Source organism: Enterococcus rivorum (assembly GCF_001742285.1).
Taxonomy (GTDB): Bacteria; Bacillota; Bacilli; order Lactobacillales; family Enterococcaceae; genus Enterococcus_L; species Enterococcus_L rivorum.
The window spans coordinates 41,647-57,121 of record NZ_MIEK01000016.1 but is presented as its reverse complement, the minus strand read 5'-3'; the positions used below and the strand labels follow the sequence as shown (position 1 = coordinate 57,121).

The following is a 15,475-nucleotide window of genomic DNA, read 5'->3' as shown; positions in this document are numbered from 1 at the left end:
ACCATGGACACCCTTGTTTTCGACTAGGTACTTTCCGTTACTTGGACGTACTCGGGACTTTAACCCGTTAGAGTTTGACCATGCCGGGCAAACAAAAAAAGTTGTATAAAACAGCTATCGCTTTATACAACTTTAATTATTTAACTTTTTCAGCAGCCTCTAAAAACTATCCTAGTTTTTTTGTTTTTTTTCATAATTAATAAAAAAGCAATAGTCGCATTGTGATATGCTCATTTAACTTTATCCAAAAATAAATAATTATAAATTTCTTCAATCTTCTCAATTTGTTCCTGCCTTGGGCTATTAATTTCTTTGTAATCTAAGGCAACTATTCCTTTTTCAAATAAGACACCTAGATTCTCAACATTTTCAACAAATAATACAAACTTTCCAAGGCAGTCTTTTTCCCGAATTTTTTTCAAGTCTGCTAAATCCTCTTCACTATTTAAATCTACATGTAAAATATAGAGATTATTCGGTCCAGAAAATGCTAACTTTTGTTTCACTTCAATTAATGTTTTACAAGTTTGAATATAATCCTTTGTTGTTTCACACTGGGCAGCAATTTTTTTAGTTGCTTTTTTAAGCCAAAACCTTCTAAAAAAACTTGTGTCAGAAATAAAAATGTTCACAAATATTTTCATTATTGTTCACTTCCATAACGGCTACTTACTATGCATAAACTAACTCCTAATAATAAGTACCCTATAATCGAAAATCTAACTTTTTTTTCAGAAGTATTAGGAAAAGATTTTCTTGAGTTTAAATTCTTATCCTTATCTGAGTCTCCATCATTGTTTGAGGCTTTTTCATCAGATATTTTCTTGGAGCTAGCAATACTTTCACGCTTAGCCAAATTTATATTTGGTTTTGTCTCAATCAATTCCAATACTTCTAATTTCCCTTTTAAAATTATAAAATTACCTGAAAAATCACTTAAACGAATTTCTATTTCTTTTTCCCCTACTTGATTGGTATCAACTGAATTCTCAAAGGTAATCTTTACTTTTTTCGAATCGTGATTATCTGTAACTTGATCTACGAACATCTCAGGTTTGATATCTTCTCCCTTAATCACTTTTATATTTTTATAAATCCCTGTCGGCGCTTTAGTATCTTCTATTACTATTGTTCCCACCAATATTGTCTGATTACCGCTGTTATCTTTCAATTGAATTTTCACTTCTTGCTTGCCTAATTCAGAGAACTTAGGTCTTTCTAGATAACTTACAATTACTTCGCTATCCGAGTTATCCTGAATCTCTGTTACAAAATCTATTTCAGTTCTAGGTTCATTTACTTCTATAACCTGCTCTTTAAATTTACCTGTTGGTGATATTTTATCTGGAACTTTAGTATACATATTTTTTACTCTGGGTAACCCATAACCATATAGCTTATCTTTTCCATTTATACCCAAGTCAATACTTGAAAAAGCTAAATCCTCTTTTATTTGATTCACAATCGGCGAACTTCCTGTCAGCTTTTTATAATAAGAAATATAATCTGCTAAAATTCCACTAATACAAGGAGCAGCTAAACTGGTACCAGCGCTAAACATGTACCCTTGAGGAATTCCTATACTACCTAGCGTGTTATCTAATGTTGTAGGATACGATGTATAGATTAATTGATTGGCATCTAGCTGACCATCAACAAATACGTAGTCACCTCCAGGAGCTGACTGTTGTATATTACTTCCAATATTACTATATGATGCTAAAATATTATCAGCAGTTAAGGCACTCGTTGAGACTACTCCTGGAACACTCCCAGGTAAATGTCTCAACTCTTTATCTTCAAATTCTAAGTCTAGATCTAATCCTTTATTTCCAGAAGAGGACACAATAACTACATCGTTTTTTAGAGCATAATCTACCGCTCGTTCAAAAGATTCAATCGTGATTTTTTCATCTGCAATATTTTCATATTTATAAGTACCAAGACTCATGTTTAAAATGTCTTGATCGTCATTGACTGCTTGAATCATTGCTTCTAATGTCCAAAATGAGTCCCCACCATTCGAGGAGAGAACTCTGTATGGTGTAATTTTTGTTTGTGGAGCGATTTGAGCAATAATACCTGCAACCATCGTTCCATGACCGTTGCTATCTTTAATAGATAAGTCATTATCAACAAATGATTTCGCTTTAGCTATATCTACTACTGGGGAGAGCAAAGGGTGCAAAATATCAATACCACTATCGATCAAACCTATCTGGACCCCTTGACCTTTTGACTTTTCCAATATTTGCATATCTTCCAACATCGTATTTTTATACCATGCAAGTTCCTCAAGAATAGCCAATTCATCAGCTTCATCCGATTCAAAAGTTACTGTCTCAGGAATAATCATATTTTTTAATAACGATTTTTGTTTAATCAAACGATTGTCTTCGATAAAAACATCTGATAATTTGCCAATCAATTCAACATTTTCATTTTTTTTAATTTCCTGTTTAACTGCTTCGGAGTTTGACTTTACACGCAACAAATGTATTTCAGGTATTTCTTCAAAAACAGCCGTATAATCAATTGTTAGTATTTCTTGCTTCACTGAATCTATTTCAATGCAATCCTTTAATAGCAAATCAATCTGCATTTCTGGCGTATTTTCTGACATCACAGAACTTGGAAAACCTAAAATTAAAATTCCCATAAAAATTGCAAAAAGAATTACTTTGCTCTTTCTAAATCGCACTTTGTTCACCCACGATCTCATCTACATTAGTATTACCTGAATAAATATAACTATACAAACCTTGATTATCCATTAACTCTTCATGCGTTCCATCTTCAACTATTTGCCCCTGATTCATGACGATAATTCTGTCAAAATGTTGTATTGTATTCAATCGATGTGACACTATCACGCAAGGACAATCATTTTCCTTCACTCGGTTCATAATGTAGTTTTCAGAAATATTATCTAATGCACTAGTAGGTTCATCCATCAACATTAACTTAGGCTGCTTTACTAATGCTCTAGCAATCGCAATCCTTTGCATTTGTCCACCAGAAAGATTCATACCACCTTCGGAAATTAATGTTTCATTTCCCATAGGCAACATCCGAGTTATTTCATCTACTCGTGCATCATTAATCGCTTTAGTAAGTAAATCTTCCGATACATTGGAACTATTCATCAAGATGTTGTCCTTTAAACTTAAATTGAAGATTGAAGGATTTTGATTCACTACACTAATCATTTTTCGAACACTCTTTGAGGTCACCAAATTCATACTTTTGTTGTTAAGATAAATGTTTCCCGATGTAGGTAAGTACAATCCTGAAAGTACTTTTAGTAGTGTGCTTTTCCCAGAACCACTTGGCCCAACAATTGCAACTTTTTCTTTTTTTCCAATTTTCAAATTAATGTTTTTTAAAATGGGTTCTTCAAATTTGCTAAAACGAAAGTTAAGATTTTCTAATTCTATTGACTCATATTCATCAAATTCAATTGCTTTTTCTTCATCAGTAATTGTTTTTTGTTCTAAAATTTCAGAAAGTTTACCAAAATAGGAACGCAAAACTAATAACTGCGTGTAGGAGTTCATAATAGTGATGATTGGAACAACAAAAGAAAGTGCAATTGTATTAAAACTGATTAATTCTCCAATACTAAAAGTTCCTTTGCTTACACCAAATAATCCTAATCCTGTAATCAACAACGGTAATACAAACTGCATACTAACAGAAATATTTCCAATCCAACCTGTAATATGACTCTTTTTTTTCTGAATATCTAGCTGACTTTTAAAATCCTTCTCCCAATTCTCATAAAACTGAGGTTCAGCTCCAATCGATTTTACTGTCTCCATTCCTTCAAACAACTCTACTAACGTTCTGTGCACTCTTGAATAGGTAGAAATTTCTTTATCTGTGATCGCTTGGAATGCTTTTGAATTAATTAATGAAGAGGTTAAAATGACCCCAATTGCCGCCAAACTTATCATCGTCAACTCTACCGAATAGCTAAGCATTAACGAAAAATAAGCTAACGCAAAAACAATATCAATTACAGTAGTAATCAATTGACTACTTAATATTTGTTGAATATATGTGGTTAAATTAGAACGAAAAATCAAATCTCCTGTTGAACGGTTGACAAAAAAGTTTAAAGGTAGTGACATGATTTTTTTCATGAATCCTGTCATCAAATTTTTGTCAAAATAAATTTGAAATTTAGTGATGATTAAATTTCTGCCTACTTGCATCAAATAGTATGAAATGAACACAAATCCTACAGCAATCAATATCGAACTCTGGGTCATGTCTTTTGCAACTAAAAGATAGTTATCAACTGCTCGTTGCGTAATGATTGGAATGCCTAAACCGCAAGCTTGAATTAGCACCGTCAGTAAAATGACTGAAAAAACTAAATGTTTTTCTTTCATTAAAATGTTTATCAATATGTTTTTTTGCTTTTTTGATTGTATTGGTGGTTCAATTGATTCGTCGACTCCATTCAGCAACAATGCAAAATTGGAAAAATGTTGTTTAAACTCTTCAATTGAATACTTTTTACGTCCCAAAGCTGGATCTACCACTACAAATTTTCTACCTGTAAATTTTTCAAAAACAACATAATGTTTAAAATCCCAAAATAGAACACAAGGCGTATTATTCTCCTTAAAAAATGAAGTTGGATTATCAATTTTAGCCCCAATAGAATCAACGCCAAAATCATGGAAAATAGATTTCAAATGGAATAATGTGTTTCCTCCTTTAGGAACTCCGTAGTGATCTCTTACATCACTTAATCTAACTTTTAAATCTAAATAGTTTAAAATCATCGTAACCGAAGTAATCCCACACTCACTATGTTCACTTTGTTCAATAAATTTCACTTTTTTACTCATAATAATCGCCTACTTCATTCTTGCTGGGTTGACAAACATTGCTTCAAAAAGTTCTGGCGGAATAGAATGACTATTCTCGTTTCCTGACCCAACAATCACTTTCATAGTATCGTTACTAAGTGCCTCAAATTTTCTTTCTTTTTTTTCAAATTGCTTTTTGAACTTCATTTTCATTTCATACCCCTCCCTTTTAAAATTCTAGATTGAATAAATTCATCTGCTACGTAGCGTACTTGAGCATTACCACTACCCATTGCGCCTTTCAATTCGTCCTCGGTTAATCTGTTCTCCTCTTTAAGTTTAACAGGACTAAACTTTTTTTTCTTTTTAGTGAACATATAAAGCCTCCTTTTTTTTAAGATTTGACAATTATTCGTTAACGGCAATTGTACTTCCCTTCCGAAGTGAAGATATCCCAGATGCCTCTTTTTTGAGGTCTCACATCTCCTTGTCCTTGAACTTTTTTCATGTCTTCCTCTTTCAAATCTTCAAATTTACTCCCAGAAATTTCTTTTGACGAGAGCTTTGCTTTTTTCAATCTATCTTTTCTATTATTTTTATTTGTCATCGTTGCTATCTCCTTAATATTTTTATTTTAACAATAGTATGTTCGGGATCTCAGGATTTAAAATACGTAACCAATAGAACCCGATTCCTGACATCCCTGACATAAATCCTAAATTAGGAAAAGCTTTCATTCCTTCAAGCATTATTCCTTTGTATAACAATTTACTTTCAATTTTTGCTAACTTCTGTAAAATCTGACGATTCCTTACCTTATCCATGTATCCCGTTTTGTACACTTCCGATAAAAAAATGTAACTCCCCGTATTACCATGGCATAAGCAATCATCCTCTAAATCAGAAGAGAGAACACTATCTACACAAGCAACTAGCTCCATTTGAATCCTCTCATCAATAAAACCCGATTGCATTAATTCTAAACGTGCCAAACCAATCCCTGTGCAGCCATGACACCATTGAATAGTGAAATCTACATTTTCACGCAAGTCTTTCCAAATTTTCCCGTTAAAACTGCTTCTTTCTCTCATTAAACATTCCTGAATCATCTGCGCATACTGATGATCTTCGTTTAAAAGCTGGCGTAGCTCGTTTAGTGCAACTATTAAACCAGAGTAGCCATGAGATAATCCATTATGTTCAACCTTTGAAGGTTTAATCTTAAGTGCCAGTTGCTTTGCCAATCTAATGAACACTATATTGTTTGTCAACTTATAAAATTCTGCTAAAAGCTTGATTAATCCAGAAGTTCCTGTCAACCAGTCTACTTTATAATTGATTTCGGTTACTTTATTACTAATTCTCTCTACAAGAGTTAGAGCTAATGCTAAGCTTTGTTTGTCTTTTCTCAGTAAATACCGATAATATAAGGCTACCAGCATTGATAGCTTACCTGTATACACGCTATAGCTTATCAATTGGGTTTCACTATCATTAAATAAGCTGTTTTCTAAATTCTGAATTAACTTTCGCATTTTTGGATTGGAGTAATAATTGTTATAGTAAAGAAAAAATACATAGATTCCTGCCAAACCATCATAAAAATCAATTGTAGATATATCAAAAGTTTTTTCGCCATTTTCCAAAATAAAGTCTAAAAATAATATTTTTTTCTGTTCATTGTCCATGATTCCTCGCTTCAAAATATGTTGAACAATATCTTCCAATTGTTTTTTTGGACTGTCACTTAATAAATAGTTAAATCGTTCGTTGCAATAATTTTTTAAAGAAGTATTCAACATTATCAATTGATAGTTTTTATCCTCTTCACTTAAAAATTCAATCCTGTTTTGTACACGATCTAGTGCTGTCCTAGAGTAATAATTCTTGATTTCTTCCCCTCTACTTGTAAATAAATTCTTTTTAGAGACATTAGTGAAAAAGATCGGCACATCGTTAGTCAATAAATCCTCAATTTCATAATTAACTGATAATTTATTTTTGTAAGAAAACACCCATTGATTTTCAAAAAGCTTCTCTCGTTCTAAATAATCTCTCATACAGCTAGAATGTGTAGCATAATTAAGCATGTCATAATACTGTTGTGTTGGTTTTAATATACATCTGGCTATTGTATTTCCAAATAACTCTTTGATTTTTCTAATGAGAAATTGCTTATTAGTGACAAAAAAATCATACTGATCTATAAAACCTTTCATAACACTATCAACATAAACCATAGGGTTAACTTTTTTATCTTTAAGTATAGGAATGTTCTCCTTCTCTCCCAAATGATGTTCAACATATTCAAAATGAGCGTTATCTGTATTCTCTTCCACAAGCTTCAATACTTTAAAAGGTAACAATTGCTTCCCACCGCTAAAACCGCTCATATTTATCTCAATACCATTACTATTCTCTCTATTAGCTTTGGGTTCAATTCGATTAGAAAAACAGGCTATCGGAAGCAAACTAGTGGATAATACTGATTGTTCTTTTTTCAAAGCTACCTTAGCGTAGAGACTGTCTGTTTCCAACAGTGGACTATCATTTTGCAAAAGCGTTTCAATATCGATAATTACTGGCCTATCCCCACAAGCTACAATATTCTCTGAATGAAAGTCATTACCGCATAAAAAATAACAAATTGCTGTATACTCACCAAAATGATAATAATAGTTGGCTACTTCTTCTTCGGACATACAAGGAACCGATTCGATAAACTCCTCTATTGTATAATCTGTCGCAGTGAATCTCTTGACCTGATAAAAGGAACTTCCCGTTTTCTGTTCAATAATTGATAAAAATTTATTCCATTGCTGACCGATTGTAAGATTTTTAAATTTGAATACATACTTTTGTTCATTGATTTCAAACAGAATCACTGTCTTACCTTTTTCATGACTATCACTCTTGTCTAAAGAATCGATAAAAATATTAGCCGGTGTCGAAAAGTTAAACAAACACTTTAAATCTTCAAAAGACGCTTCTAAGCTTTTGTTAAAAAAAATGAAATTATCGATATGAAACTGTAACCGCTCAGCCAGTAGCCGCCATAGTACAGGATACTCTTCTAAAAAATTTTCAACGGCCTGAACGGTTGAAAACCTTCTAATCAGATAAAAACGAAATCTTTCTGCAGAAGAATCACCGCCAAAAACGACTGTCTTTTTTTGTTCATGTAAATCAAAAATTAATGTTTTTAAACTAATTGACAACAAATCTTTTTGTGCATGTTCAACTAATCGTTTCAATCTCTCCTCATCAAGTCTAAACTTTAAGAATGTTTGTTTCTCCAACTGATTTCGAAAATAACTCATATGAAAACGAATAAAATAGGTAAAATCAACAGGCTTAATTTGAGACATTAACTCCGTTTCAGCAAATATTTTTTGGTTTAATTTAAACCAAGCTTTCCCTTGCAATTGTTTCCATAAAAGCTCCTTATCTTTGCAATTTAATCGTTTAATCCCAATGTTAAATTCTTTAGGATCAATGCCTAATAATTGAGTATATTCCTCAAAATGTTGTTTTTTACATAAAGATTTTCTTTTTTGCCATTTTGATAGCTGATCTTCTATTTCATCTTCTTTACCCTTGTAATGAGGTAATAAGATTTGCATCCGTTCTGCAATAGATAAGGACTTTACTAGATTTAATTTCTCCATTTACTTATACCACCTATCTATTTTGGGGATAAATAGTCGTTCAAGTATTACAAATTATTTTTTGTAGAACCTAAAGTAGCTTCTACAGCCAGACATACAACAGTAGTCCCTTCATTTACCGACCCAGAACCTTGTAATGCTTTCATTTCCTCTTCACTTAATGACTCAAACGAACCGCCACTAACCGATAATTCTAATGCAGCTTGAGCCTTCTTCAGTAACAATTTGTATTGTTCTGGATGCTTATTTATGAACAGCTCCATTTCTTCCCTAGTATTCACGTATAGAGCCATATCATCCTTAATCAAATTTGCCAACTCCATAAACAACTCTTTATTAAAGCTTGCTGACATAGTTTTTCACCCACCTTTCCATTTGCTAGTTAACTATCCCTGTCATCGATCAACGGCATTAGATAGTGATTTTAATCGTCAGATTTTCTATCTATAGTTTAACTATAGTCAGCTTTTGTCTACTTTAATAGGGGTTCACCCTGAATGGTTGTTTTTCCAACCTGAACGCACATTTTTTAATCACTTATTGGATGGATGTCTATTAATTGCAACAGAAGCTGAACTAAATTTCTGAAATTTGAGCATAAAAAAACAACCATTTCAGAGTATTTAGCCGAAATGATTGTTCTAATAGTTCTACTTTTACGGACTACTTTTCTTTAGCAGAGCTTACATCGATTCTTTGCTTCGATTTATTTGTACCACTAAATACATCTATACATAAAATCACACAAACTATTGCTAAAAAGAAAATAGCAATCTCTGTCACAGAAACATTCTGTAGATTTTTTAATATTTTTATAAGAAAGAGCCCTGCAACAGCGCCACATCCAGTTGTTAATATAAAATAATACGCTTTTTTCCCTTTTAATGAATTCAATTTTCTTCCCCCATTTTAAATAATTTCCGAAAAATTTGATTGATTAGCCAGCGATTGATAGATTGTTCAATACATAATAGGTTCTTGTTATCAAGCTAAGCAGAAATGGCTAGTTTCTCTTATATTACATTTTTTTGCCATTGAATATCTTCTAACTTCTACAAAGTAAAAGACTAAATATAACATCGATTGAAATGTTCTGCTTCTAATATGCTTAAATTAATTAGAATTCCTCTTCCGTTGAATAAATTACTCACTGCCAAACCTGTATATGACAAGAATCCAAGATTTAAACTAGCATTTGCTGCATTTTTCTTCTCTTCTTTATTTATTTTACTTTGATGTAAAATAAATGTAACTAAATTTAGAAAGCAATCCACTACTTTCTATTCAAAAATCAATAAATCAGGGATTGCATAGTCAGTCAGGATACGAAGCCATTCATAGCCTATACCAGATAAACCATTCATCAAACCAATTAATGGATACCCACTCATTCCCTCAACTGTTACACCATCAAACAACAACTTATTTTCAATCAAAACAAGTTTTTTTCGAATCTTGTGCTCTTTTACTCCACTTACTATACCGGTCTGTAAAACCTTCATCAAAAATGCATGATTGCCTAAATTCCCATGACACAAACTATCTTTCTCTAATGTTGTATCTAACACTGTATTTATACACGTTTCCAATTCTTGCTTTAGCAGAATATCTTCATTTCCAGACTGAATTAATTCTAATCGAGCTATTCCGATTCCAGCACATCCATGACACCACTGTGCAGTTGCATTTTTTCCTTCTCGTAAATCAGCCCAAACACCATCAGTATAATATTGTCTTTCTTTTGTTAAACAGTCCGATATTAATTGACTATAAGCTTTATTAGGAAGCAACATATTTAATTTATTCAATGCTACAGCTACTCCTGAATACCCACGAGATAGTCCACATAATTTTACAGTTTCAAGTGTAACTTTTCCAGCAAGTTCCTGTGCAAAATTTAAAAATTCTCTATTTGTAGCTTCAGTATACAAATTGACCAATACAGTAATCAATCCTGCGACACCAGATAACCAATCTTCTTGAAATATCAAATCAATCTGCATTTTTTGAAGTGACTGAACAATCAAAAAAGCCCTATTCTTATCCTTCTCCATATGAAAAAGTCGAATGCGATGATATAGCGGAACCAACAAAGACAAACTTCCTTGATAAACACTAAAAGAAGCAAATGTCTCCGGTAATCGCTCAAACAGTATTGTTTCTAAACTATCTAAAAAAATTTTATTTTTTTGATTAGGATAATATTCATTATAATAAAGTAAGAATGTATATATTCCTGAGCTTCCATCATAAAAATCTACTGGTAATGTACCAAATTCTCTTTTACCATTATCAATAAGAAAATCTTGAAATACAGACTTATTACCTTTACTATCACTGACACTACGTTGAACAATTATATTAACAATTTTCTCCAATTGAGTGTAAGGAGTTACACCAAGAGAACAGGTACATTCTTCACCATCATATATACCTAAAGAAGTAGCTAAAAGTACCTTCTGATAATCGAAGTCCGCCTTATTTAAACTTGAAATGCGCTCAATAATTCTTCCTAGAGCAGTTCTATTGTAGTATCCTTTTATTATCCTACCACCACTAGTTATGATTCCTTTGTTTGAAGCATTATTAAAAAATATAGGTACATCGTTTACTAGTAAATCATCAATTTCAAATGCTATTACGGACTTATTTTTATAATTGAAGCCCCAAAGATTTTCGAAAAGCTTTTCCCGTTCTGCGTAATCCATCATGCAATTAGGGTGATACGCATAATTGATCATATCCAGATACTGCTGTGTTGCTTTCAATACATTTCTCACTTCAACATTTGCAAATAAGTCATTTATTTTCCTTATGATTTTTTCTTTATTTTCCATAAAAAATACATACTGATCTGTAAAACCACGAAGTAAGAACCCAGTATACTCCTCTGGTTTTATCTCTCTGTCCAGCATTGCAGGAAGATTGTTCGAAGCTTCCATCCACTGCTCTTTATAATCAAAACGAACTTCATCCGTACCAGGATTAATCAACTGGAGTACTTTAAAAGGTAACATCTGACCTTTTCCATTAAAAGCACTCATCTGTAGACCATCCTGCTTCTCTCCATTTTTCGGTTCTAAACGATTGCTAAAATATTTTGCTGGGAGCAGGCTTGTAGGTAAAACAGATTGCATTTTCTTTAAATTAGCTATTGAAAATACAAAATCCAATTCATTTAAGGGATTGTCATTCTGTAGCAAAGTCTCAATATCAATAAGAACAGGAAAGCTCCCATTTGCTACAATATTTTCAGCATGAAAATCATTCCTACACAGAAAATAACAAATAGCAGTAAACTCTCCAAAACGATAATAATATGTCGAAATTTCTGTCTCGGTATCACAAGTTTCACTTTCTATAAATTCTTCGATTGTATACTTTTCTATGTATATACGTGATACTTTATAAAAATCAGAACCCGTTTATTCTTCCACAAAACCAAGAAATTCGTTAAATTTTTCACCAACAGTAGATTTTTATATTTGAATACTAGCTTTCTACCATTGATTTTGAAAATAATAACACCTTTCCCTTTACAATGACTGTCTCCAGCATCTAGTTTGTACACCTCCAATTTGAAAGGTTTTTTCACCGAAAATACTTTTATTATTTCTTCAATAGATTCCTCAATTCCCTGTATAAACTGGATATAATTATCTAAATGAAATTCTAAACGCTCTGTAAGTAGGCGACAAAGTACTGGATATTCGAAAAAAAATTGCTGAATACTACTAATCGAGCCAAATCTATCCGTTAAATACGAGTAATAACGCTCTTCTGGACTGGATCCTGCAAAAGGTGCCTTTTTTTTGTGTTTATGTAAATCAGATACAAAGGTTTTGATACTAATAGAAAACAAATCCTTCGCTAAATGTTCTAAAAATTTCTTTTTGTTTTCTTCTTCAATTTCCAGAAAAGGCAAGGCATAATCATTAACCTTCTGTTTAAAATAATTGACATGGTAACGAAGTGCATAAGAAAAATCTATAGCCTCTATTTTATCATAGTCTATTTCCTCTTGTGCTAATATCTCTTTTGTTACCAAAAACCAGTTTTGCTTTTCAAGCATAAATAAAGAAGCTTTTTATCATCAGAATCCAACGGTTTTATTCCCAAATTGAACTCCTCTTCTCGAACATTTGTCAATTCAAGATACTCATAAAAAATTTTCTTTGAACATAGTGATCTACGACTAGTCCATTGTGCTATATGATCCTCAACAACCTTATCACAATATTTTTCCGACTAGGCGCGATAACTCTCGTTGATTGATAATTAATAAACTATTTTATACCTTCCGTGACTTTCTCCTCCAGCTATTAACTAATCTTTATCAAAACCATTTCTTGAATACAACCATAAAAACCACCCTATCGATAAAAGAAGTTCACCAATCAAGACTGACCAATTTTGTATACTTAAACTGAATTGTTCATTAGCCAATAATTTAGGGATTGCTTTCATCAGAACACCTGTATATAAATTATCTAAGATTGTCTTCATTGTCGGAGACAAATTTCTCAACAGTGGGATAAACATCAAAAGCATTGTCAAAGGCATTGTAATCAATGTTGCGCTCATTTGATTCTTTGATAAAATACCAAAACACATACCTAAAACCGTGCTACTCACTATCCCAATAAGACTGATAATCATATACATAGTAAATTGTCCAACAGAAAATTGTATACCTAACAATGGGATAATAGCAGCTTGAACAAGTGAACTGACCAACACGATTGGTAATAAGTTACCTAAGAAGAATTCTAACCCACTTATGCTGGATACCATTAATACTCTCAACGTATTTTTTTCTTTTTCCTCAGCTAATAAGGTCGCCGGAGTAACATATGCAACATACGCTACGTTTAAAACTGCCGCAATGTTGATACACATAGTCAATTCCTCTAAAGATAATGGTCTATTATTGATTCGTTCATTAAGAAACTGCAGGACTAATGCAATTCCTAGCGGAAAAAGTAAGTAGCTTCCTATCAACTTGTTATAATAAAAACTCTTCAGTTTCGCTTCTGATAATACCAAAACTCGCTTCATTGATAACACTATTCATACTAATTCCTCCCCTGTAACCGCTAGAAATACGTTCTCTAATGATGGCTCATTAGAATGAATTGTCTCTATCTGATCCGAAGTCAACCACTCACTCACCTGTGCAATATGTTCTGATTGTTGTGCAACTTGATGAAATTCTCAATTTCTCAAACGAATATCGTAGCTGACATTTTGATTATATTTAAGACAAAGTTCATCAGGACTACCAAATTCAAGCAATAGTTTATGAATCCCTTCAGCGGTTGCTGGATCTAGCCCACTAGTTGGTTCATCTAAGAAGAGAATTTCTGGTTTATGCAAAATAGCTCTTGCCAGTATTAAACGCTGTCCCTGTCCTCATGACAACTTACTCGCCTTCTTCTTTCTATGCTCATAAAGTCCTACTTGATTCAATAGCTCGTCCACACGCACTAAGGGAACATTCAATAATCTTGCAAAGAACCTCAAATTTTCATAAACGCTTAACTTCTCATAGAAACCACTATTATCCGATACAATTCCGATTCGTTGATAAATTTCTTTATTGATCTTTCTGGAATCCATACCTAAAATCGTTGCCGTTCCAGCTGTTTGCTTCAATTGTCCCGTCACAATTTTGATTGTAGTGGTCTTACCTGCTCCAGATGGTCCTAATTCTCCCTGCCTTATTTCAAAGTTGATATCGCTCAGAGCTGTATACTCTTTGAATTTTTTCGACACATGATCGATTTTCAATTTTACTTTTTTATCCATTAGCCTTACCTCCTCTTTTGAGTAAACAAATAAACAGTTTGCCTATACCAGTATAGTGATGCACTAGTAAAAAATATTTGTTAAAAAGCTGATTATTCTAGTCAATAAAATAATCAGCTTTTCAAAAGAACTTAGAATTTGTATTTATTACTAGAAATTATTTACAAAATGGACGAATTGATTTCAGTGCTGTAAGAATTCCTGTTGCCACACAACGATAAGTTGTTTCTGGATTTATATCTCCACCGGCACCTACAATCTCTTGTAAATCCTCTTCACTTACTTCATCAATCGCCATTTGCATTTGCTCTAGTTCATCCTGTGTAAATTTTTTCAAGTTTTTTTTACTCATGTTTCTTTCTCCTAAAATTTTATTATTTTTATTATGAAATTCAGCTACTATAACCAATTTCCTGATTCTTCTGTATAGCCACTAAATATTCTCCAAAACTATCAAATTCAATCATTCCAGTTTGCTTCCAATAATCTAATTCTCCCTTTTCACTTTCCACATGTCTAAAAGCTTCTTCTTGTTTCTTTATTGCCCATTTAGCGTCACAAAACACTTGTTCCAAATATTTGTTCGATTGTGGATGCTTATCGGTATATTTAATGATTCGGTGAGTAATTTCACTTGCTACCTCTTTAAGCCATCTTTCATTATTGATTTGATCAGGAAATTGTGCGGCATTGGATTTTGCTATCACATTCCCACCCATAAAATTCATAATTTGACTTAAAGCATTAATAACAGTATGATGCCCATTTGTTCCACAGGTACTTAAAATTACAACTGGCATTCCCTGGAGTCTAAGAGTGTGCGCCCACCAAGATGACTTTTCTAAAATTAATTTAAGATCCGCAGTCATATAATGAAGATAAACAGGAGAAGCAATAACAAATAAATCCGCACTTAATATTTTTTCTTGCAATAAGCTAAGGTCATCTTTTTGAACACATCTAGTACGAATGAAACATTGCTGACATCCTATACATGGTCTTATTTTAAAATCCTGTGGAAACAGATATTCAATAATGAATTCACTTTGAGACAAATCGTTTAAAATACGTTTGGTAAACTTTAGCGTATTCCCTGCTTTACTTCGACTGCCCATTAATGCAACAATTTTTTTCATTTTCCACCTCAAGTTGAACAGTTATTAACACGACCGCTTT

At 32.5% G+C, this 15,475-nt stretch carries 14 protein-coding genes and 1 pseudogene; all 15 read right to left on the bottom strand.

Annotation, left to right across the window (positions count from 1 at the left end):
- Nucleotides 1-230 precede the first annotated feature (230 nt).
- The gene (locus BCR26_RS07195) at nt 231-632 is read right to left on the bottom strand and encodes a hypothetical protein (protein WP_139124903.1); all 402 of its coding nucleotides are present in this window, start codon (nt 630-632) and stop codon (nt 231-233) included.
- Between the two features lie 11 nt (nt 633-643).
- Nucleotides 644-2,659 carry a S8 family peptidase gene (locus BCR26_RS07190; protein ID WP_211272289.1) on the bottom strand — a complete coding sequence of 672 codons (2,016 nt, stop codon included), beginning with the start codon at nt 2,657-2,659 and terminating at the stop codon, nt 644-646.
- Nucleotides 2,660-2,690: 31 nt separating this feature from the next.
- Entirely contained in the window at nt 2,691-4,862 is a 2,172-nt protein-coding gene (locus tag BCR26_RS07185) for a peptidase domain-containing ABC transporter (RefSeq protein WP_069698302.1), read from the bottom strand.
- A 9-nt stretch (nt 4,863-4,871) separates the two neighbouring features.
- Nucleotides 4,872-5,036: a hypothetical protein gene (locus BCR26_RS18505; RefSeq protein ID WP_169818868.1), complete on the bottom strand. Its 165-nt coding sequence runs from the start codon at nt 5,034-5,036 to the stop codon at nt 4,872-4,874.
- A complete protein-coding gene (locus BCR26_RS18500) occupies nt 5,033-5,200 on the bottom strand; it encodes a hypothetical protein (protein ID WP_169818867.1) in 168 nt (55 codons plus the stop codon). Before BCR26_RS18500 ends, BCR26_RS18505 begins: the two co-directional genes overlap by 4 nt.
- 38 nt (nt 5,201-5,238) lie before the next feature.
- The gene (locus BCR26_RS07180; protein WP_069698301.1) at nt 5,239-5,430 is read right to left on the bottom strand and encodes a mersacidin family lantibiotic; all 192 of its coding nucleotides are present in this window, start codon (nt 5,428-5,430) and stop codon (nt 5,239-5,241) included.
- 22 nt (nt 5,431-5,452) lie between these two features.
- Nucleotides 5,453-8,491, bottom strand: coding sequence for a type 2 lanthipeptide synthetase LanM (gene lanM / locus BCR26_RS07175; RefSeq protein ID WP_069698300.1), 3,039 nt, complete (start codon nt 8,489-8,491; stop codon nt 5,453-5,455).
- Nucleotides 8,492-8,538: 47 nt separating this feature from the next.
- Complete coding sequence (locus BCR26_RS19095; RefSeq protein ID WP_069698299.1) at nt 8,539-8,844, bottom strand: mersacidin family lantibiotic; 306 nt, start codon at nt 8,842-8,844, stop codon at nt 8,539-8,541.
- Between the two features lie 310 nt (nt 8,845-9,154).
- Complete coding sequence (locus tag BCR26_RS07165) at nt 9,155-9,385, bottom strand: hypothetical protein (protein WP_069698298.1); 231 nt, start codon at nt 9,383-9,385, stop codon at nt 9,155-9,157.
- A gap of 386 nt (nt 9,386-9,771) precedes the next feature.
- The gene (locus BCR26_RS07160; RefSeq protein WP_281186443.1) at nt 9,772-11,853 is read right to left on the bottom strand and encodes a type 2 lanthipeptide synthetase LanM family protein; all 2,082 of its coding nucleotides are present in this window, start codon (nt 11,851-11,853) and stop codon (nt 9,772-9,774) included.
- 23 nt (nt 11,854-11,876) lie between these two features.
- Nucleotides 11,877-12,563: a DUF4135 domain-containing protein gene (locus BCR26_RS19090; RefSeq protein ID WP_069698296.1), complete on the bottom strand. Its 687-nt coding sequence runs from the start codon at nt 12,561-12,563 to the stop codon at nt 11,877-11,879.
- A gap of 254 nt (nt 12,564-12,817) precedes the next feature.
- Nucleotides 12,818-13,549: an ABC transporter permease gene (locus BCR26_RS07150; protein ID WP_069698295.1), complete on the bottom strand. Its 732-nt coding sequence runs from the start codon at nt 13,547-13,549 to the stop codon at nt 12,818-12,820.
- A gap of 156 nt (nt 13,550-13,705) precedes the next feature.
- Nucleotides 13,706-14,299: pseudogene (locus BCR26_RS07145) on the bottom strand (ABC transporter ATP-binding protein).
- Between the two features lie 157 nt (nt 14,300-14,456).
- Nucleotides 14,457-14,651 carry a class II lanthipeptide, LchA2/BrtA2 family gene (locus BCR26_RS07140; protein ID WP_069698294.1) on the bottom strand — a complete coding sequence of 65 codons (195 nt, stop codon included), beginning with the start codon at nt 14,649-14,651 and terminating at the stop codon, nt 14,457-14,459.
- Nucleotides 14,652-14,691: 40 nt separating this feature from the next.
- The gene (locus BCR26_RS07135) at nt 14,692-15,435 is read right to left on the bottom strand and encodes a flavodoxin family protein (RefSeq protein ID WP_069698293.1); all 744 of its coding nucleotides are present in this window, start codon (nt 15,433-15,435) and stop codon (nt 14,692-14,694) included.
- Nucleotides 15,436-15,475 lie beyond the last annotated feature (40 nt).

Excerpts from the sequence above, each read along its gene's own strand:
- BCR26_RS07190 (WP_211272289.1), bottom strand. The coding sequence starts at position 2,659 with ATGGGAATTTTAATTTTAGGTTTTCCAAGTTCTGTGATGTCAGAAAAT.
- BCR26_RS07185 (WP_069698302.1), bottom strand. The coding sequence starts at position 4,862 with ATGAGTAAAAAAGTGAAATTTATTGAACAAAGTGAACATAGTGAGTGT.
- BCR26_RS18505 (WP_169818868.1), bottom strand. The coding sequence starts at position 5,036 with ATGAAAATGAAGTTCAAAAAGCAATTTGAAAAAAAAGAAAGAAAATTT.
- BCR26_RS18500 (WP_169818867.1), bottom strand. The coding sequence starts at position 5,200 with ATGTTCACTAAAAAGAAAAAAAAGTTTAGTCCTGTTAAACTTAAAGAG.
- BCR26_RS07180 (WP_069698301.1), bottom strand. The coding sequence starts at position 5,430 with ATGACAAATAAAAATAATAGAAAAGATAGATTGAAAAAAGCAAAGCTC.
- lanM (WP_069698300.1), bottom strand. The coding sequence starts at position 8,491 with ATGGAGAAATTAAATCTAGTAAAGTCCTTATCTATTGCAGAACGGATG.
- BCR26_RS19095 (WP_069698299.1), bottom strand. The coding sequence starts at position 8,844 with ATGTCAGCAAGCTTTAATAAAGAGTTGTTTATGGAGTTGGCAAATTTG.
- BCR26_RS19090 (WP_069698296.1), bottom strand. The coding sequence starts at position 12,563 with ATGCTTGAAAAGCAAAACTGGTTTTTGGTAACAAAAGAGATATTAGCA.
- BCR26_RS07150 (WP_069698295.1), bottom strand. The coding sequence starts at position 13,549 with ATGAAGCGAGTTTTGGTATTATCAGAAGCGAAACTGAAGAGTTTTTAT.
- BCR26_RS07140 (WP_069698294.1), bottom strand. The coding sequence starts at position 14,651 with ATGAGTAAAAAAAACTTGAAAAAATTTACACAGGATGAACTAGAGCAA.
- BCR26_RS07135 (WP_069698293.1), bottom strand. The coding sequence starts at position 15,435 with ATGAAAAAAATTGTTGCATTAATGGGCAGTCGAAGTAAAGCAGGGAAT.